The 17,902-nt window shown below is 45.4% G+C and carries 16 protein-coding genes; 4 read left to right on the top strand and 12 right to left on the bottom strand.

The window, feature by feature from the left end:
• Positions 1 to 107: 107 nt before the first annotated feature.
• The 4 genes from glcD to HFV01_RS31590 form a co-directional block, all read right to left on the bottom strand.
• Positions 108 to 1,577: a glycolate oxidase subunit GlcD gene (gene glcD, locus HFV01_RS29855; protein WP_006623002.1), complete on the bottom strand. Its 1,470-nt coding sequence runs from the start codon at positions 1,575 to 1,577 to the stop codon at positions 108 to 110.
• 679 nt (positions 1,578 to 2,256) lie between these two features.
• Positions 2,257 to 3,327 (bottom strand): fatty acid desaturase, encoded by a 1,071-nt coding sequence (locus HFV01_RS29850; RefSeq protein WP_006623001.1) that lies wholly within the window; start codon positions 3,325 to 3,327, stop codon positions 2,257 to 2,259.
• A gap of 325 nt (positions 3,328 to 3,652) precedes the next feature.
• A complete protein-coding gene (locus HFV01_RS29845) occupies positions 3,653 to 3,868 on the bottom strand; it encodes a hypothetical protein (RefSeq protein WP_008055771.1) in 216 nt (71 codons plus the stop codon).
• A gap of 366 nt (positions 3,869 to 4,234) precedes the next feature.
• The gene (locus HFV01_RS31590; RefSeq protein WP_071776771.1) at positions 4,235 to 4,414 is read right to left on the bottom strand and encodes a hypothetical protein; all 180 of its coding nucleotides are present in this window, start codon (positions 4,412 to 4,414) and stop codon (positions 4,235 to 4,237) included.
• A gap of 108 nt (positions 4,415 to 4,522) precedes the next feature.
• Here HFV01_RS31590 and thrC point away from each other — a divergent pair, with 108 nt between their 5' ends.
• Positions 4,523 to 5,614, top strand: a complete 1,092-nt coding sequence (thrC, locus tag HFV01_RS29840; protein ID WP_006668302.1) for a threonine synthase — start codon at positions 4,523 to 4,525, stop codon at positions 5,612 to 5,614.
• 84 nt (positions 5,615 to 5,698) lie between these two features.
• Here the strand turns inward: thrC and HFV01_RS29835 are convergent, their stop codons facing one another.
• On the bottom strand, positions 5,699 to 6,178 hold the full coding sequence (locus tag HFV01_RS29835) for a hypothetical protein (protein WP_006622995.1): 480 nt from the start codon (positions 6,176 to 6,178) through the stop codon (positions 5,699 to 5,701).
• 255 nt (positions 6,179 to 6,433) lie between these two features.
• On the opposite strand from HFV01_RS29835, the gene HFV01_RS29830 reads away from it, so the two are divergent.
• Together HFV01_RS29830 and HFV01_RS29825 are read left to right on the top strand one after the other, a co-directional pair.
• Positions 6,434 to 7,597 carry a YihY/virulence factor BrkB family protein gene (locus HFV01_RS29830; RefSeq protein WP_006622994.1) on the top strand — a complete coding sequence of 388 codons (1,164 nt, stop codon included), beginning with the start codon at positions 6,434 to 6,436 and terminating at the stop codon, positions 7,595 to 7,597.
• 6 nt (positions 7,598 to 7,603) lie between these two features.
• Positions 7,604 to 8,035: a universal stress protein gene (locus tag HFV01_RS29825; protein ID WP_006622993.1), complete on the top strand. Its 432-nt coding sequence runs from the start codon at positions 7,604 to 7,606 to the stop codon at positions 8,033 to 8,035.
• Positions 8,036 to 8,529: 494 nt separating this feature from the next.
• Here HFV01_RS29825 and HFV01_RS29820 read toward each other — a convergent pair whose 3' ends face one another.
• The 3 genes from HFV01_RS29820 to HFV01_RS29810 are packed head-to-tail and all read right to left on the bottom strand — an operon-like array spanning position 8,530 to position 13,238.
• Positions 8,530 to 9,834 (bottom strand): CO2 hydration protein, encoded by a 1,305-nt coding sequence (locus HFV01_RS29820; RefSeq protein ID WP_006668301.1) that lies wholly within the window; start codon positions 9,832 to 9,834, stop codon positions 8,530 to 8,532.
• Positions 9,835 to 9,869: 35 nt separating this feature from the next.
• Positions 9,870 to 11,381 carry an NADH-quinone oxidoreductase subunit M gene (locus tag HFV01_RS29815; protein ID WP_006668300.1) on the bottom strand — a complete coding sequence of 504 codons (1,512 nt, stop codon included), beginning with the start codon at positions 11,379 to 11,381 and terminating at the stop codon, positions 9,870 to 9,872.
• Between the two features lie 21 nt (positions 11,382 to 11,402).
• Positions 11,403 to 13,238, bottom strand: a complete 1,836-nt coding sequence (locus HFV01_RS29810; protein ID WP_006622990.1) for an NAD(P)H-quinone oxidoreductase subunit F — start codon at positions 13,236 to 13,238, stop codon at positions 11,403 to 11,405.
• A gap of 201 nt (positions 13,239 to 13,439) precedes the next feature.
• Between HFV01_RS29810 and HFV01_RS29805 the strand changes: the two genes are divergently transcribed.
• Positions 13,440 to 13,718 carry a MoaD/ThiS family protein gene (locus HFV01_RS29805; RefSeq protein WP_006622988.1) on the top strand — a complete coding sequence of 93 codons (279 nt, stop codon included), beginning with the start codon at positions 13,440 to 13,442 and terminating at the stop codon, positions 13,716 to 13,718.
• Here HFV01_RS29805 and HFV01_RS29800 read toward each other — a convergent pair.
• From HFV01_RS29800 to HFV01_RS29785, 4 genes are all read right to left on the bottom strand, one after another.
• Positions 13,689 to 14,528 carry a GUN4 domain-containing protein gene (locus HFV01_RS29800; protein ID WP_193520705.1) on the bottom strand — a complete coding sequence of 280 codons (840 nt, stop codon included), beginning with the start codon at positions 14,526 to 14,528 and terminating at the stop codon, positions 13,689 to 13,691. The genes HFV01_RS29805 and HFV01_RS29800 overlap by 30 nt on opposite strands.
• A 93-nt stretch (positions 14,529 to 14,621) precedes the next feature.
• The gene (locus HFV01_RS29795) at positions 14,622 to 15,797 is read right to left on the bottom strand and encodes an NAD-dependent epimerase/dehydratase family protein (RefSeq protein WP_006622986.1); all 1,176 of its coding nucleotides are present in this window, start codon (positions 15,795 to 15,797) and stop codon (positions 14,622 to 14,624) included.
• Between the two features lie 72 nt (positions 15,798 to 15,869).
• Positions 15,870 to 16,466 (bottom strand): chromophore lyase CpcT/CpeT, encoded by a 597-nt coding sequence (locus HFV01_RS29790; RefSeq protein ID WP_193520704.1) that lies wholly within the window; start codon positions 16,464 to 16,466, stop codon positions 15,870 to 15,872.
• A gap of 155 nt (positions 16,467 to 16,621) precedes the next feature.
• Positions 16,622 to 17,692, bottom strand: a complete 1,071-nt coding sequence (locus HFV01_RS29785; RefSeq protein WP_318286069.1) for an esterase-like activity of phytase family protein — start codon at positions 17,690 to 17,692, stop codon at positions 16,622 to 16,624.
• Positions 17,693 to 17,902 lie beyond the last annotated feature (210 nt).

The raw sequence follows: 17,902 nt of genomic DNA, 5'->3' as shown, positions 1-17,902 counted from the left end.
TTAGCTATAGGTGGGAAGATGATTATCCGGGTCGGTTGAGTCCCACCCTTGCCGATAGTTAAGATTTGTTAAGTTGCCTTGACACAGTAACCAGGTTATGTTAGGTCTTAAAAAACCTCAGCCCCATCAAACTTCTTAACATTCTGAACTTTAGCGGATTCTCCACAGGTGCGAGGTGTAGGGAACATTTTACCAGGATTAGCCAAACCCTTAGAATTAAAAACCGATCGCACCCATTGCATAGTTTCCAAATCCTGTTCATTAAACATCTGATTCATATAACACTTTTTATCTTCCCCAATACCGTGTTCCCCGGACAAACTCCCCCCCACATCAACACAGATTTTCAAAATTTCGCCGCCAATTTCTTCGACGGTTTCTAACGCACCTTCCACCGAATTATCATAGAGAATCAAAGGATGTAAATTCCCATCTCCCGCATGAAAGACATTGGCAATGCGATAGCCATACTTTTCGCTCAAAGCGGCAATTTCTTTCAATACATAAGCCATCTGAGTCCGAGGAATCACCCCATCTTGGACATAATAATCGGGGCTAATATGACCCGCCGCCGCAAATGCCGCCTTCCGACCCTTCCACATTTTCAAGCGTTTTTCGGGTTCATTGGCGGTAGTAATATTCCGCGCGCCATTTTGTTTACAAATCTCTGCCACCCGCTGTTTATTGCGGTCTACCTCCACCTGCAAACCATCTAATTCCACCAATAAAATCGCCCCAGCATCTCGGGGATATAATCCGGTATTAACGACATCTTCCACGGCATTAATACTGAGATTATCCATAATTTCCATACCACCAGGAATAATCCCCGCCCCGATAATATCAGAGACGGATTGCCCAGCTTCTTCAATGGTAGCAAAGTCTGCCAACAGCACACAAATCGATTCGGGGGCTTTAAGAATTCTGAGGGTGATTTCGGTAGCCACGCCTAGGGTCCCTTCTGACCCCACAAATAAACCCGTCAGGTCATATCCTGGCATTTCGGGAATTGAACCGCCTATATCGACGATAGACCCGTCAGGGGTAACGATTTTTAAGCCGAGGACGTGGTTAGTGGTGACTCCATATTTCAAGCAGTGAACACCACCGGAATTTTCAGCGACATTACCACCAATGGAACAGATAATCTGGCTGGAGGGGTCGGGGGCGTAGTAAAATCCTGAACCGCTGACGGTTTGAGTTACCCAGTTATTAATCACGCCAGGTTGTACGACGACCTGCTGGTTTTCCAGGTCTACTTTCAGAATTTGGCGCATTAAGGCGGTGACAATCATCACGCAATCAGTTACAGGTAATGCACCTCCTGATAGTCCAGTTCCCGCCCCTCGCGCTACCCAGGGTATATTATGGCGATCGCATATTTTCACTGCTGCTGCGACTTCTTCTGTAGTGCGGGGAAGGACCACCAAAGCGGGACGTTGGCGATAACTGGTTAGTCCATCACATTCATAAACTAGGAGTTCTTCCCGTCGCTGAATCACCCCCCGCTTACCTACAACGGCGGCAAATTCTTTGATTATCGGTTTCCAGTTCCGGCTGACGGTGGGGCTTGACATAAGTGAATGTCTTTAGCTGGTATTGCTATGAGGTTATACATCTATCTCCCTATAGCCATAACATAATTCGATATTTCTGTCAATCACGACCAACCTCTACAATTAATAATTAATAATTAATAATTAATAATTAATTATTATCGCGGAGGTCAAGAAACCCGGTTTCTCAAAGAAACCGGGTTTCTCAGGCGGAGGTCAAAAAACCCGGTTTCTCGTTTCTCAGCCGAAAGGGTGGGGCGGGTTTATTCATATCCTCCTGGGGAGTTGATGATTTACAGAGGTCAAGAAGTCAAGAAACCCGGTTTCTCAAAGAAACCGGGTTTCTCAGGCGGAGGTCAAGAAACCCGGTTTCTCGTTTCTCAGCCGAAAGGGTGGGGCGGGTTTATTCATATCCTCCTGGGGAGTTGATGATTTACAGAGGTCAAGAAGTCAAGAAACCCGGTTTCTCAAAGAAACCGGGTTTCTCAGGCGGAGGTCAAGAAACCCGGTTTCTCGTTTCTCAGCCGAAAGGGTGGGGCGGGTTTATTCATATCCTCCTGGGGAGTTGATGATTTACAGAGGTCAAGAAGTCAAGAAACCCGGTTTCTCAAAGAAACCGGGTTTCTCAGGCGGAGGTCAAGAAACTTACACCAGAACCCGCACCTACAATTAATAATTATTAATTATTAATTATTAATTATTAATTATCAATGACCGCTAAACTCTTTTTGTAGTCAGAGATTGACTGATAATTGTTATTCTCATCATACAAATGGCAGTGGTCAACAACTTGCTTCATTAAACCCCAGGAAAAATCACACTCAGGATAGAGATATTCACCCCAATTTTCCTGTAAACTGGCGTAGGCTGTACGGAGGTTATACCAGGGAATTGCGGTGGTGACGTGGTGGGGAATATGAACGTTGATATCGTGACAGAGAAACTCAACCCAGCGGGGATAATTGCAGTGAACAGTCCCTGATAGTTGGGATTCGGCTTCGTGCCATTGTTCGGGTTCTCTAAAGGGAATGTCGGCGATGGTGTGATGAAGTAGGGTAAAGGTACTCATCCAGAAGTGGAAGACTAACCAAGGAATGACCCAAAACTTGACAAATCCCCAAACTCCGATGGTTAAAATCATAGTCGGAAATGCGATCGCCGCCGCGCCGATGACCAACAGAGAGGAAAACTTAACCTGTTGGCGCTGCTTACCTTCAAATTTTGTCCAGTCAAAGTGAATGCTTGCCCAGTGTAGAATGGAACCAATCCACCAGGCGCGACCTCGGAAAAGGTCATAAGTCACCTGCATGAATTTACCAGCGTTTTGGTATTCTTCTTTACGCCAGGGTTGCCAAGCATTATCTAACTCCATTCTGTTAGTGTATTTATGGTGTTGGTTGTGACCAATACGCCAACTGTGAAAGGGATATATAATCGGCAGAAACAGGATATGACCTACCCAATCATTTACCCAAACATTCCGAGAAAATGAGCGGTGTCCGCAGTCATGTCCGATCACAAAAAATCCGGTGAGGGCGGTCCCTGTAAATACCCACAACACCGGAAGGAGAAACCAGGGAGCGATCGCTATTCCTAGCCATCCTAAACCCACCATGACAACGTTAATGATTACTGTCATCCAAGCTTTGTATCGGTCCTGGACAAACACATCACTAGGAAGGGTGTTAATAATATCTCTCAAGCGCAAATCCGAGGGAACTGCGGAGGGGCGTGACGATGAATCTTCAGACTTTACAATTGATAGGGTCATAGATGAATTTTAAGGGAAAACCAAGCCACCATTACTGGTGCCTGGCTTCTGAATGAATGTGCTTTTTTAACTGCTAAGGTAGCCGACAACTTTCCCAACCTACAGTAATGGTATCTCAGCCAATTAACCCGCCTAAGCGGTCTTTTTTGATGGAGTTACCTGACCCTGAGATTGAGAGCAATCCTCAACCAAGACTGGCTGATTCCAAATAGTTGAATCAACCCCTCAGACGGTTAAGTGTAGTCTGATCATTTATAGCACACCGTCTGCGATCGCGATCGCTAATTTCTGATTGCTGATTATTGGCCCCCTGGCGGGATTGGGCCTAATTTTTCGGGTCGGTGGGACCAAGCGATCGCATTTGCTTGAGAGTTTGTAATTCTAGCAGCAGAGTGTCCACCTCAGCCTGAAGATGCAAAAACTTCACTTGCTGATCAACACTATATATAGACGGCATCTTGTCGATTTTACCGGAAGCTGAAGACAACGGCAAGGATGACAGATTTTGTGGACGCGATAAAGTCGATGAAGGAGTTGGCATCAGTAATTAGTTGGATTTATAAACTTAACTGGCACATCAACAAATCTTAACTATATTTTCACTCCATGTTAAACTCTTTTTAAGAAAAACATCATCGCCCCCCAAGGCAAGTGGCTGGATGTTTACATCAGGAGTAAACTGAGTTAAGGGTCAGCACCCCCGGCTGAAGCACAGGGGCTTCGTGCCCCCCTTTCAGGTAGCTGACCAGCCTAAGCCTTAACTGGCTACGTTCAGAGCAAGAGTTAAAGTTCCTACCCTGGAATGCGTGCTAGTTCCAGGCCCTAGAACCGAATCGTTAAACATCTCTAAGGGGTTAAGGACGTGCGATTTGGATAGTACCGACTCTGAACATTGGCGAAGCAAACATTACCCCGCAAGGGAGTCGGAGCCAACCATAGCTCCATGGAGGGGCAACCATACCCCTCTACCCCGCAAGGGGGTGCTGGCGGCGGTCAGCCGCTTGAGTCGGTTTTCCTCTCCGTGATCAATCACGGAGCTTCCAACCTTCCCAGGAGTTTTACGTGACAGGCGCGAAACCGTTTTCACCTGAGTAAGACTCAAGGGCTGATTAACCCATTAGCCCCAAGTTATATAGCATGGCAACCTTGAAAAGTCAAGTAAATTTAGCCCAAAACAACAAACTGTAACATTGAAATGACCCTGACTTTGCCCGCAACTGAAAGAAAACTCAATATCTGGCCCGGTCTGATTGAAGCATACCGGGACTATCTACCTGTTACCTCAGCCACCCCCGTTGTCACCCTGCAAGAAGGTAATACCCCCCTAATTCCAGTCCCCACCATTGCCGCCGAAATCGGAAAACAGGTGCAGGTATATGTGAAATATGACGGATTGAACCCCACTGGGTCATTTAAAGACCGGGGGATGACTATGGCTATATCCAAAGCGAAAGAAGAGGGAGCCAAAGCCGTCATTTGTGCCAGTACAGGTAACACCTCAGCATCAGCGGCAGCCTATGCGCGTCGTGCCGGATTAAAAGCATTTGTCCTGATTCCATTGGGTTATGTAGCCCTGGGGAAACTAGCCCAAGCTCTCCTTTATGGTGCGGAAGTCTTAGCTATCGAAGGAAACTTTGACGAAGCCCTAACCATTGTGCGGGAGGTTTCCCGCCAATATCCTGTCACCCTAGTTAACTCGGTGAACCCCTATCGCTTGGAAGGACAAAAAACCGCCGCCTTTGAAGTGGTAGACGCTTTAGGTGATGCACCCGATTGGTTGTGTATCCCTGTGGGAAATGCCGGAAATATCACCGCCTACTGGATGGGATTTTGTCAGTATCATTCAGAAGGAAAATGCGATCGCCTCCCTAGGATGATGGGATTTCAAGCAGCCGGAGCCGCCCCCATAGTTAATGGTCACCCAATCACCCATCCCGAAACTATCGCCACCGCCATTCGTATCGGCAACCCCGCCAGTTGGGATATGGCTATAGCAGCCCAATCAGCCAGCCAAGGCAGTTTTAGCGCCGTTACTGACGAAGAAATCCTCAACGCCTATCGCCTTATAGCCTCCCAAGAAGGCATCTTCTGTGAACCCGCCAGCGCCTCCTCCGTAGCTGGACTGCTGAAAGTCAAAGACCAAGTACCAGCAGGAGCCACTGTAGTTTGTGTCTTAACAGGTAATGGCTTAAAAGACCCCGACGTGGCTATCAAACACAGTAATAACCCCACTAAAGAGGGTATTGCTGCTAATTTGGACGCAGTAGCTAAAGCTATGGGATTTTAGCCAATGGGAGGGGGTTGCTCAACTCCAGTGCCACCCCCCCCTCCTGTAGCCCTCCTGTAGCGCCGAGTTTCCCATACCGGACTATTAACTATTGGACTTTCCGGCATTTTGAGCCTTGGTGAGCAGGTCCATGGTGTCCCCTAAAGCGGTAGTGAGACTGTTGCGGGTTTCTAGGTGATCGGCTTTCTCTTTCTCTAAGGCTGCCGTTATTTGGTAGACCTGTTCCCTAGCGCGATCGCGTTCTAGGGTAATCTGGACAATCTTATTTTTCAACTCCTCCACGGTTTCCAAGCTCTCAACCTCCCGCTCGGTTTGTACTCGCGTCAGAATCTCATTTTTAGCAATACCAAATTTATTCTGTAGTTGTTCAAGTTCTTGGCGCAGTTGAGCGATCGCATCTTGATGGCGGCGCACCTCTTCTCGGCGCTGCTGGGCTTCCGTATTATAACGCTCTCGCCACTGGTCGGCACTAGCTAAAGCCTGATCGCGATCGGATCGCAGTTGTCCTAACTGCTCTTGCAATCGCTTAATTTCATCCAACCATTGTCTAATATCCTGGTTCATAACTCAACCTAAAAATCCATAAGCAACCGGAAACATTGAATCCCTGGGGAAGTTTAAACCATCAGTAACACCCTGTTTCTGTGTTAAACCTTCCACAACAGGTCATACTATAAAGTAGCCCTGATTAAATCTCCCCCAACCCGCAAAATGCTACTCGCATTGCCCTGCCAATTTTTATATCACCTAAATAGGGCAATATTGCACTGTCGGTTCAAGCTGCCAAGTTTCAACCAGATAATAGACTGTGCTGCTGAAATGGTAGTTAACCTGTTATTAATCATCCTACACCTGCTATGGAAGCTGCTGTTAACCCTGCTACAGGGATTGAAAACCCTATGGATACTCAACCGTAAAGCATGGTATCTGGGGTTTGAGTGGGTAGCAGCCAAAACCGCCGATCTGCTGATTATCCTTTTCAAATGCCTATGGTGGCTAGGTCGTCAAATCAAAAAGCGCGTGGTGGATTTTGTTCTATTCTTTACCTACCTCAATTGGCAGACTATTCATAGTTTAGGAGTTCGTACTGTTCAACAACGGTTATACGGTTTGTCTGCCGAAATGGCTTATCACTCTACCTTAGCACTGGTTCCCGCTCTTTTTGCTCTGTTAGCCGCTATTAGTTCCAATCCATCTCTACAATCAACCCTATTGGAAATGGCGAATTTGTTAGGGGAAGTCGTACCAGAACAAGTGCAAAAATTGATTGGGGCAACTATGAGCCAATCGGGAAGAAGTCTTAGCCCTAGACTATTTTCGTTTAGTTTTATTATTTCTATTTGGCTGTTTTCTGGGGTGATTAGTTCCGCGATGGAAGCCCTTAATAGAATTCATCAAGTGCCACCAGACAAAATTAGACCTGTTTGGAAGTCAAAATTAATTGCGATCGCTTTGACTTTGGGTACATTATTGCTGTTGATTATGGCATCAGGGGCGGTCTTTATTAGTGATTTTTTGGTGGAAATTCTTGCCCGCAAAAGTTGCATCTTAGAAACAGTGGGTAATTGTCCCCTCGATAAAATTGATATGTGTTTAGCTCAAGAACCTGTCCAAGATTGTTTGCTTCAATCAACATTATTGGATACTTGGAATCGTCTACAATGGCCAATTACCCTCGGCATTGTCTCCACTAACTTTGCTCTGATATATCGCTATGGCCCTAGTTACCGAAAGCCTAAAACTCCCTTAATTCCTGGCTCAATTCTGGCCGCGATTTTTTGGGCTTTAATCTCTAATTTATTTCGCTGGTATGTTTACCAGTCTGAGTATTATAATGTTCTCTATGGTGCGCTCGGCACTTTTATTGTTCTGCTGTTATGGTTAAATATTAGTTCCCTAGTAGTGCTTCTGGGGGCGCAATTAAATTCCACAGTAGGAGATGAAATTCGTCGTAGAAAAACACAAGAGGATAGTAAAGGATAGTAACTGATGAGTTGGTTTAATAAAAATGCGGTATTAGTCCCTATCGATTTCTCTGAACTTTCTTTTGCCGCTTTATCCCCAGCCCGAGAGTTTGTCCCCCATATATCTCAACTCCATGTTATCCATATTTTGCCTAAATTACACCCCGCAGAACCTGGCTCTATGTGGCAATCAGTTAGTCCTCAGTCTCGACAACAACACGCAGAAGACGCTTTGAACAATGAGTTGATTAAAAGAGGATTTGATGGCGCAAAGGTCACGGTTTTAATTGGTACGCCTAGCCATGAAATTGTCGATTATGCTAAAGCTCAAAACATAGAGTTAATTGTTATGCCTACCCACGGCTATACTGGCGTTAAACGGGTGTTAATGGGGTCGGTCGCAGAACAAGTCGCTAGGTTGGCTGAATGTGCGGTTTTATTACTTCATGAAACCTAATACCATATCTACCACCCCTCGGTAATGCTGCGCTAGGGCTTCCATGGTGGGTCATCCCCAAATTATCGGGTTGGGATTCATATAACCTCTATGGTGCGTCATCCCCAAATTATCGGGTTGGGATTCATATAGCCTCTATGGTGGGTCATCCCTAAATTATCGGGTTGGGATTTCTATAACCTCTATGGTGCGTCATCCCCAAATTATCGGGTTGGGATTTCTATAACCTCTATGGTGCGTCATCCCCAAATTATCGGGTTGGGATTCATATAACCTCTATGGTGCGTCATCCCCAAATTATCGGGTTGGGATTCATATAACCTCTATGGTGCGTCATCCCCAAATTATCGGGTTGGGATTTCTATAGCCTCTATGGTGCGTCATCCCCAAATTATCGGGTTGGGATTCATATAACCTCTATGGTGCGTCATCCCCAAATTATCGGGTTGGGATTTCTATAGCCTGGGTATGACGCACCCTACGGGGAATTTAGCTTAACGGTAATTGGGAGTTTGAATATTCCTTAACCGTGCTTCGGGGCGTTTAAATCGATCCATTTGCGCCTCAAAAAAGGCTCTGTTGGCTTCTAGGTGGCGGGGGTTGGGGTCATCAAGGGGATATAGTAAAGCAGTCCTTAGAGCCTGAATAACGGCTGATGTGACGCAATACATGGAACGCTGAAAAGTGTTAGCCAACTGAATCAACATATCATCCTCACCTCGGCAATATTTCTGGTAATAATCCACCAAGTAGGGGGGTAAGAAGTGATACATATCCTGCATTAATAAAGTCGGTGGTATTCCAGCGGTACCAACTGGGAAAATATCGGCGTAAAGAATACCATAATGAAAATCCTTCTGGTCATCAGGAACTTCTTTAGCTTGGGCGTTGTAGGACTTAGTACCCCGGAAAGGTGCGGTGCGATAAAAAACGGCTTCTACATAGGGTAAGGCGGCTTCATAGAGCCACATAAAACCCTTGGATTTGGGGACGATTTCATAACATTCGCCATCAATATAAACATGATGATAAATAGGGCGACCTGCGATCGCAAAAATGCCATTAACCAGGAAATTCATCGCCTCGGGTACGGTGGTCATTGTCCCCTCATCATAGCGATCGCTCATTTCAAAAAATACGGGAGCCATAACTTCCCAAAATAGCCCTAAATTGCTATAATAGGAAAGTTGCCTGACCTGTTCTAAGAACATATCGGGGAACAGTTTATATAAACCCAGCATGACCGGATTTTTGCGGAAATAAGCGCGGATAGCGCGGTCAGCATTGGCTTTATATTCGTCTGTGTCTAAATAACTGTCAAATCTGCCGCCCATTTCTCGATGCCAAAACATGGCTTGCATACAGGCTTCGGCGAACTCCATATTAACGCGATCGTGCCATAAATGATGGAGGAGTTTGGGCATTTTTCGGGTTTCCCCTTTCTGCATAAATGCCAATAATTCCGGGTGAGCGATCGCTTCTCCGCGCCAAATCCTTAAATCGGCATCATCCCCGGCATAATGGTTATGCAGGTCTAAATATTCCTGGGGTAAAAAGTATTTAAAAAACGGCAACGGATTGAGGAACACCCGTTCAGCAATATACAACAAATCGCGCCAATAGAAATCCATAGGGACGGCATAAGCCTTATAAATGCCGATAATTTGCATCAAATTTTCGGGTGTATCGGGTAGCATAGCGCCTCCCGCCTCTAAGCGATGAATAATCTCCGCAAACTCATGTTGAGAGGGCGGTAATTTAGTGGGGGTTTTTTCTGCTTGCATGAAACTGGTTGTCATAATCAACAGTAATTAAGTGAACTGCGGGGAAAACATCATAAACTCGAAGGATTTTCGGGTTGAATTGCTACCTGTTGCACGGGATGAATACTTAACTCGATCGCCATTTGTTTGGCTGTAGGTTCACACCAGCGTAATAACCAACTAGGTTGCACGCCTAGGAACAGAATTAACAGGGCTAAAATCAAAGCTGGTGCTTGTTCAGAAAAGGAAACTTGGGGATAATAGGCTAACTCATTGTCTAGCTTACCAAAACAAGTGCGGTTCAGCAAAATGACAAAATAAACAGCGGTTAAACCAGAGGCAATAATACAGAGTAAACTCTGAATGGGGAAAACGGCAAAAGTTCCTTGAAAAACCAGAAATTCTGCCACAAATCCCACCAAGCCAGGAATACCCGCACTCGCCATTCCTGCCATAATTAATAAGGCGCTGGTGAGAGGTAGACCACGAAGGGGGTTCATTAAGCCATTTAAGAGTTTTAAATCCCTAGTTCCCACTTTGACTTCAACTATGCCAACTAAGTGGAATAGAATAGCTAAAATCAACCCATGGGCGACCATTTGGGAAATAGCGCCAATCAGACTAACTTCAGTTCCCGCAGCCATAGCGACAATAATATAACCCATGTGACCGATGGAACTATAGGCAACCATGCGCTTGATATCTTGTTGGGAAATAGCGGTTAAAGCCCCATACATGACGCTAAAGACGGCGACAATGGATAATCCGGGGGCGATGATTTGCCAGGTTTCTGGGAATAGTTGTAAGCCAAATCTAATTAATCCATAGGTTCCCAGTTTTGCTAATAGACCTCCCAGTAAAATGGTGACGGGGGCGGAAGATTCTACATAAGCATCAGGTAGCCAGGTATGGAGGGGGACTAGAGGGATTTTAATCCCAAATCCAATTAGGAGAATGGTCATCAAAAGCAGTTGGCTAATTGATGATAAATTCTGAGTATTAATGGCATTAAAATCAAAACTTCCTGACCCACTTAACCAAGCTATCCCTAGGAAACCTGCCAAAATTAAAATTCCTGAGATGGCGGTATAAATGAGGAACTTCATCGCTGCATAGCCGCGTTTTTCGCCGCCCCAAATGCTAATTAATAGATAAATGGGGATGAGTTCCAATTCATAAAACAGCACAAACAGCAGGAGATTTTGGGAGAGAAAAGCACCAGCGATCGCCGCATTTACTAACAAAATCATGGAGTAGTAAAGACGGGGGCGATTCATGTCGGGGCGACTACTGGCGATCGCCATAGGGGTCAAAATGGCGCTTAACCCTACCAGAGGTAAAGATAAGCCATCCATTGCCAAACTATAGGATAACCCTAATTGGGGAATCCAGGGCAGATATTCTTCCCACTGAAAACCGGGATTATCTAGGTCGAAATCTAGGGTTAATTTCAGGGTCAACAGCCCGGTTACTGCCATGAAAGCTAGGGCGATCGAGCGAATCCGTTGGGAGGTAAAGGAAGAGGGTAGCAAGCCGATTAACAGGCTACCAACTAGGGGAATTGCAATTAACAAACTAAGCATGATTGAGCATTTTTGAGGGAGTTAGAACAAACCAAGGGATAACAAACTTAACAGGAGAGTAATGCCTATCACAATAGTGAGGGCATAAAATTGAGTTTGTCCCGAAACGTTATATTTGAGGCTTTGTCCACTAAAGACTGTGGCTAGACCGACTAAATTCACGAAGCCATCGACAATAAATCTATCTATCCAATCAATAATTTTGGAGATGAGGGCGACAGCGGAAATGATGGTCAATCGATACAGTTTAGCGGTATAGAAATCGTAGGCGAAAAAGTCCTGAACTGATGGAGACCATAATTTAACGGGTTTCTCAATGCCGTTAAATACATAAATCCAGGTAGCTAGTCCACCACCGATCGCACTAGAAGCCACGAGTAATGTGGCTATAGTTAGGTTAATATTTTCCCAACTGGGTAGGACTCCCCAAGCCTTCAACAACAGGGGAATATGTAGACACAAACCCATTAAAACGGTCATCGGTAGCACTAAAGCCCAGAGTCCCTCCGGTGATCTAATAGTCATCTGTTTAGGAGGTCCCGCAAAAATCAAGCCCAACTCACGGGTGAGACTAAAAGCAGTTAAAGCGTTGATTACCAATAGGGTAATGGCGATCGCCGGTTGACTTATCCACAGATTTTGTGTCAACTCCAACATCGTCCAAAAGCCACCAAAAGGCGGCACGGCGACCAAAGCGATAATCCCGACAATAAAACAAATACCCGAAATGGGGCGGCGCGACCACAGCCCCCCATATTGAGTCAAATCTTGGGTAATATTATTGAGGATAATTCCGCCGCTGGTCATGACTAATAATGCCATAGCCATGGAGTAGGTCAACAGGAGTAATAACGCCGCCTGAGTTTGTCCATTGACTACAGCAATAAAAGTTATCCCCATATAGGAACTAACCGAATAGGAAATCGCCCGTTTGACATCAATTTGAGCAATAGCGATCGCACTTGCACCCACAGCGGTAGCCAAACCGATAAACACTGCTACAGACACCGCCACCGGAGACAGGGAAATCACCGGAAACACCTTAATTAATACCCAAGCCCCGCAACAGACAACTACCGCATTTCGTAGGATGGTACTAGGAAGGGGGCCTTCCATAGCTTCATCAAGCCATAAATGCAGAGGAAACTGGGCGCACTTACCCAAAGGACCCGCCAACAAAGCCAACCCTAACAGAGTCGCAACAGTAGGGTTAACCGTTGCAGTTTCCGCCCATGTTGCTAATTCGGAAAAATTCCAAGTTCCCGCCATGGGATACAGGGAAACCACCCCCATCAACAGGAATAAATCCCCCACCCGTTTAGTCAGAAACGCATCTCGCGCCCCAGTTACCACTAGGGACTGATTAAACCAGAAACCCACCAATAGATAAGTTCCCAGAGTGAGAATTTCCAAAATGATATAACTGAAAAACAGGGAATTGCACAATACCAGGGTGGCGAGTCCGGCTTCAAATAATGCCATTAGACAATAAAACCTCGCCCAACCCCAATCCATTTCCAGATAGCCGACAGCGTAAACTTGGGCTAGGAAATTCAGCCCAGTAATTACCAAAGTAGCGCCGATAGTTGTGACTGAGACTTCTAAGGGAATCGAAAAATCCAGATCCGCCACCTGTAGCCAGGGAATAACCATCTCATAGCCAGGTTGACCCCACATTCCGCCCAAGGCGATTAAGCCATGTACAAAAGCCATCAGGGTCATCAGGATATTTATATATCCTGCGGGTCTCGGTCCAGTTTTGCGGATAATTCCCGGAGACCAGGGAATTGATAGTAGCGTCCCCAAAAAGGGATAGCAGGGAATCCACCAAATGTTTTGCAGGAAAAATTCAGTCATAACTGAAAGATTGGGATAAATTGCTAAAATCCGTTCTCCACTATAAGGGAGATTTTATTTTCTCTTTAGATTTGCTATAGATTATAATCTATGATGTGTAGGTCAATTATCATCTGCTTGAGAAATTTGCAATCAATATGCTAATCTCAGCTTATCAATAAGGCTGTAAACTCCTGATAGCTTGGTTTTGACGGGTTTTTCATGATTGAAGATTTGATGTCCCATCCCTCGGTTACAGTGACGGTTAAACTATTCGCGGCTTTTCAGGAAGCCTATGGAGTCCCTGAGTTGGTATTGCAACTCGCACCCGAAACTCCTGTATCTCATATCCTTGATGTAGCGATTAGCGAATATCCCCAATTGCAACAATGGCGGGATTTAACCCGGTTTGGGGTTAACCTGGAGTTTGTCAATCCAGACACCTACCTAAAAGACGGAGATGAGGTGGTTTTAATTCCTCCCGTCAGTGGTGGCTGCTAAGAGTCTCTCGATAAATGACGATAAAATCTCGGAGGCGGTGGCTATTCCTACGCCGTAGCAGGACCGCCGCCGCCAAGGAATTACTGGTAAATGTCCCTTGGGGGCGTTTAGGTTAAAGATTAGTTCATCATAATATTTCCAACTACCCTCTCGCCATCCAATGCGATCGCAAAATTTACTATAATCTGATTCTACAGTTTCCCAGATTTGCTGTTGAATTGTTAACCCAAACAATCCACTACTATAATAATCCCATAAATAATCAATTGTCCGTAAATCGGTGAGGGGAAAATTATCAATATCTTCCACATTTAACCATCCCATTTGTTCCCTTCCGGTCAGATATAAGATAATCTTCCAAGTATACTCATCAGCAGTTTTCCACTCTCCGGCTGCCAATAATTCCATTAATCCTGTATAGTCCATACCCACCTCAGACATGGGGGGATTTTCGGCTTGATTATCTTCTAACCAGATCCGCATTTTTGACAGGGTTTCTGTCACCTGTTCAGGGTTAATGGTTTCGATATGATAGAGAACCCAATCTAGTTGATTTCTCAGATTCTCTCGCTCAATTTTCGCTGCTGTCAGTTCGGACTCAATGGCATTTATTCTGGGTAACAAATCCGCTACCGTCACTCGCTTTTTCTTGCGTTTTCCCTGCAAACTATCTAGGTTTTTCCATGTTTCTATCGCCCAACCTAGTTGTTCTGGATGAATTTCGGTTAACTCTAAATTCCAGTTACAAACCTCACAATTTCTCGGAATTTTTTGCAAATATTTATATCCACAAACCGGACATATAAACATATTATAATTTCCGGGATTTAATTATCCATTATCCATGGTCAATTATCAGATTCCCCGCCTATCTCTCTGGGGAGACATAGGGGGGAAAAGAGATTAGCTTTTCGCGTAAACGGAACCCGGATTACGCCAGGAAACCTTGGGTAGAATTTCATTTTTGTCTACCCGATGTTTGTATTTAATGGCGAAATTCAGCAAAGAATCCAAGAGTGAATCCGAGAGATAATGAGGCTGCAAACCGAGGTCTAACAGATTAGTGTTTTTAGCGTTGAAATAATGGTCTTCCAATTCAACCCGAGGATTTTCGATATTCTGAATCTCCACATCGAACCCCAGGGTCACACCTGCCTTTTTAACCATCATCGCCAGGTCGCCAACGCTAAACATTTCGGTAAATTGGTTAAACACGCGGAAATGACCAGGTTCAGCGGGATTAGCGATCGCCAACTCAACACATCGCACGGTATCGCGGATATCCAGGAAAGCCCTAGTTTGTCCTCCCTTACCATAAACCGTCAGGGGGTGATTAATGGCAGCCTGAATACAGAAACGATTTAAAGCCGTCCCAAAAATCCCATCATAATCCAGACGGTTGATCAACAACTCATCCATTCCCGTCTCTTCGGTGAGAACCCCATAAACCACACCCTGGTTTAAATCGGTAGCCCTCAGACCCCATATTTTACAAGCAAAGTGGATATTATGGCTGTCATGAACCTTAGAAAGGTGATAGAAACTTCCGGGCTGTTTCGGATACGGGACAGTATCCTTACGGCCATTATGCTCAATGGTAATATAGCCCTCTTCGATATCAATATTGGGTGTACCATATTCACCCATAGTCCCCAACTTGACCAAATGTGCATCAGGGAATTCTTCCCGCATAGCATACAGGATATTCAAATTCCCCATTACATTATTGCTTTGGGTGAGAACTGCGTGTTCACGATCTATCATTGAAAAGGGAGCCGATCGCTGTTCACCAAAATGAACAATAGAATCTGGCTGAAACTCCCGCAAGCTATTGATCAGAAAACTATAGTTATTGATATCGCCCATAAACAGGTCAATAGACTTACCCGTTAAATCGCGCCAGCGCTGAATCCTTTGTTGAATAGGGGCTATGGGTGTCAAGGTCTCAATACCTAGCTGTTGATCCCAGTGTCGCCGCACCAAGTTATCCAGAATACCCACTTCATACCCACGGTTGGAAAGATACAGCGCCGTCGCCCAACCGCAGTAGCCGTCACCACCAGTAACCAGAACTCTCATAAACTTTCAGTGAAATTTTGTATTTGTTGATACTTAGGTTAATTTATCAGCAATTGGTCCCCCTATAAACCATTATTGCCCTAACTTCACCTCATCAGCAAAACTCGCCCAGCGCACAAACTCAAAAGGTCCAGCTACCGCGCCCCAGATATGCTCATCGGTTTCTGGGTCCATACCACGATCATGGCTAATAAAGCGATCGCCGTCTATCTCAAAACTACTATCCAAATAAGTCAGTTTTCCCTTCCGTTCTACCATACAGCTTTTCCCGGGTTCGACGACTCCCTTAAATTCCTTTCCGGTCCAGTGGGTGATAAAAGTACAGCCGCACCGTTTGTTCAGTTGTTCCGGCTTTAAGGCTTTCAGGCGCGAGACTTCCCTAGAAGCCCCAAAAAACTCCTCTTGACCATCAATCTCATAATTCTCGATTTCGATATGATCATCTACAGCGATTAATTTCAGCACCCGCACCCGGTAAGGCTGTTTCAGGTTAATATCATAGGCCTGTTCCAGATACAAACTCAACCCATTGAGAAGTTCCCACGGTAATGGACGCATACAGACCCGAATATGAGCGAAAAATGGCGGATTTTCAAAGGCTTGGGCTTGGTTGCTGAAGTCCGCAGCCAACCAACGCCCTAGGGTCAGAATATCTGTAGCGTGTGTCATAATAGCGCCAATAAATATGATTTCCTAACAATTTTTTCTCGATTCTGTAGGATACAACAATTGGGTACACAGTTCTAGGCGGCACCAAGCTGGATCACCATGGGGGCGCAGTAGCACCCCCAACGCCAATGATTGACTAAATTGCCCATCATCGATTATCCCTTAATTCCGGTCAGGCGAAAAATCAATAAACCGGGAGGGTTATCTTTAATGACGACTAAACTCTGTCCACCGTCAGGAAGCCGGGGTCCCAAAGTCATACCAGTAACTTGGGCATTAACTCCTAATTCTGGGAGGTTTAAAAGCAGTTGTTTTCGCAAGGGTTGAACTTTGGTTAATTTACCGCGTAAACTGGCAATGCGGGAGGTATCTGTTGCGTCTCCACTAAAAACTTGATAAATTCCGGCACCGATACCACTTGCCGATCGCTCTAAACTCAGAAATGAACCTCCCCGGTTTAGAGCCACCAGTCCGGCTAACTCCCTTCCCTGGGCATCTTCATCCAAATTATACAGATTTTCCGACACTAAAAACGAAGCGCGATCGGCTATCACATAATGCAATATTCGCACTTTCCCCGCACCGCTATCTATATCCTGCTTTAGTGGTGCGTATGGTGCGACAAACAACCTAAATGGGTCCATCCCACCCGCACTAAAACCATCAGGCGCTATGGCTAGAGACTTTATGCCTAACTCGGGTTGTAAGCCTTGGGGGGGTTTGGTCTCATCCTCATTCAATACATAGCTGGGAGGTAGTGGGACGGTATTTTTTAGGTCCCCCGTTTCTAGGTCATATTCCCCAATGTGGGAGTTATCTGTAGCGATAAACAGCGACTTGCGCGGGGAAAAGGCTATGCTGCGCGCTTCCCTAGGGCGATCGCTTAATTTGATGCTCTCCTCTATCGTAATTTTGCCAGGAACTGGCGACTTGTTACCGTCAGCAAACTCCCACCCTAGGGTATATAATTCTGTCGGGTCGCTTTCGCCTTCGGACTCTCCTAGGCCATAGAAGCGAATACCACTGTCGGTGGGTTCACCATATCCGGTAATCTCATAGGTCAAATCTGACAGCCTTTGAGACTCTGGTAGTTCGTACTCACCCACAAACTCTAGGGATAAATCTAAGAACATCCGGTTCGCGGCTGATACCTGTGGCAGGCTACATGATGTCAGCAATATCGCCACAGACAGGGTGATTACAGCCATAACGGTTCGTATAGCCACGGGGATAGGGAATCTACCATGTTCTACCCTGAATTTATCAGAATTTTCTAAATGTGTCAAGATTAAATCACTCCTAGCCACTAATTCCTAATATGAAGTTAACAGATTTTCCCGATTTTAACTATCCTTAGAATCTCTGATCATCTCTCAATTATTACCCCGCCATCGTTCCACAATTCCTATGGCTCTCTCTCACTCGGACCGAGTTAG

Source organism: Limnospira fusiformis SAG 85.79 (assembly GCF_012516315.1).
GTDB lineage: Bacteria > Cyanobacteriota > Cyanobacteriia > Cyanobacteriales > Microcoleaceae > Limnospira > Limnospira fusiformis.
Note: the sequence above shows the minus strand (reverse complement) of the source record. Positions and strands in the feature narration are given on the sequence as shown.

Coding starts and splice junctions, on each gene's coding strand:
- glcD (WP_006623002.1), bottom strand. CDS start 1,577: ATGTCAAGCCCCACCGTCAGCCGGAACTGGAAACCGATAATCAAAGAA.
- HFV01_RS29850 (WP_006623001.1), bottom strand. CDS start 3,327: ATGACCCTATCAATTGTAAAGTCTGAAGATTCATCGTCACGCCCCTCC.
- HFV01_RS29845 (WP_008055771.1), bottom strand. CDS start 3,868: ATGCCAACTCCTTCATCGACTTTATCGCGTCCACAAAATCTGTCATCC.
- thrC (WP_006668302.1), top strand. CDS start 4,523: ATGACCCTGACTTTGCCCGCAACTGAAAGAAAACTCAATATCTGGCCC.
- HFV01_RS29835 (WP_006622995.1), bottom strand. CDS start 6,178: ATGAACCAGGATATTAGACAATGGTTGGATGAAATTAAGCGATTGCAA.
- HFV01_RS29830 (WP_006622994.1), top strand. CDS start 6,434: ATGGTAGTTAACCTGTTATTAATCATCCTACACCTGCTATGGAAGCTG.
- HFV01_RS29825 (WP_006622993.1), top strand. CDS start 7,604: ATGAGTTGGTTTAATAAAAATGCGGTATTAGTCCCTATCGATTTCTCT.
- HFV01_RS29820 (WP_006668301.1), bottom strand. CDS start 9,834: ATGACAACCAGTTTCATGCAAGCAGAAAAAACCCCCACTAAATTACCG.
- HFV01_RS29815 (WP_006668300.1), bottom strand. CDS start 11,381: ATGCTTAGTTTGTTAATTGCAATTCCCCTAGTTGGTAGCCTGTTAATC.
- HFV01_RS29810 (WP_006622990.1), bottom strand. CDS start 13,238: ATGACTGAATTTTTCCTGCAAAACATTTGGTGGATTCCCTGCTATCCC.
- HFV01_RS29805 (WP_006622988.1), top strand. CDS start 13,440: ATGATTGAAGATTTGATGTCCCATCCCTCGGTTACAGTGACGGTTAAA.
- HFV01_RS29800 (WP_193520705.1), bottom strand. CDS start 14,528: ATGTTTATATGTCCGGTTTGTGGATATAAATATTTGCAAAAAATTCCG.
- HFV01_RS29795 (WP_006622986.1), bottom strand. CDS start 15,797: ATGAGAGTTCTGGTTACTGGTGGTGACGGCTACTGCGGTTGGGCGACG.
- HFV01_RS29790 (WP_193520704.1), bottom strand. CDS start 16,466: ATGACACACGCTACAGATATTCTGACCCTAGGGCGTTGGTTGGCTGCG.